Consider the following 279-nt stretch of genomic DNA (forward strand, 5'->3'; position numbering starts at 1 on the left):
CGCCGGCCTGGTGTCGGCCCCCATGGTCATGGTCGTCGCCATTACCGGGATTGCCTCATTCATGATGCCGCAATACACCACGGGGATCGCCTTGCGACTGCTTCGCTTCCCCATCATGTTCCTGTCAGGCCTGCTTGGCTTGCTCGGACTCATGCTCGGATTCATCGCAATTGTCATTCATCTCTCCTCGCTGCGTTCGCTCGGCGTGCCGTACCTGCAGCCGCTTGCCCCGCTGAAAGGGACAGAGATGAAAGATGTGCTCGCTCGCGCCCCGATCTG

Annotated in this window: 1 protein-coding gene; it reads left to right on the forward strand. The window is 60.6% G+C overall.

Translation table 11 applies throughout. The annotated features are described in order from the left end of the window. A partial coding sequence (locus tag KVT27_RS24315) for a spore germination protein (RefSeq protein ID WP_217582147.1) occupies nucleotides 1–279 on the forward strand: 279 nt, incomplete at both ends.

This window comes from Lysinibacillus sp. GbtcB16, from assembly GCF_019091145.1.
GTDB lineage: Bacteria > Bacillota > Bacilli > Bacillales_A > Planococcaceae > Lysinibacillus > Lysinibacillus fusiformis.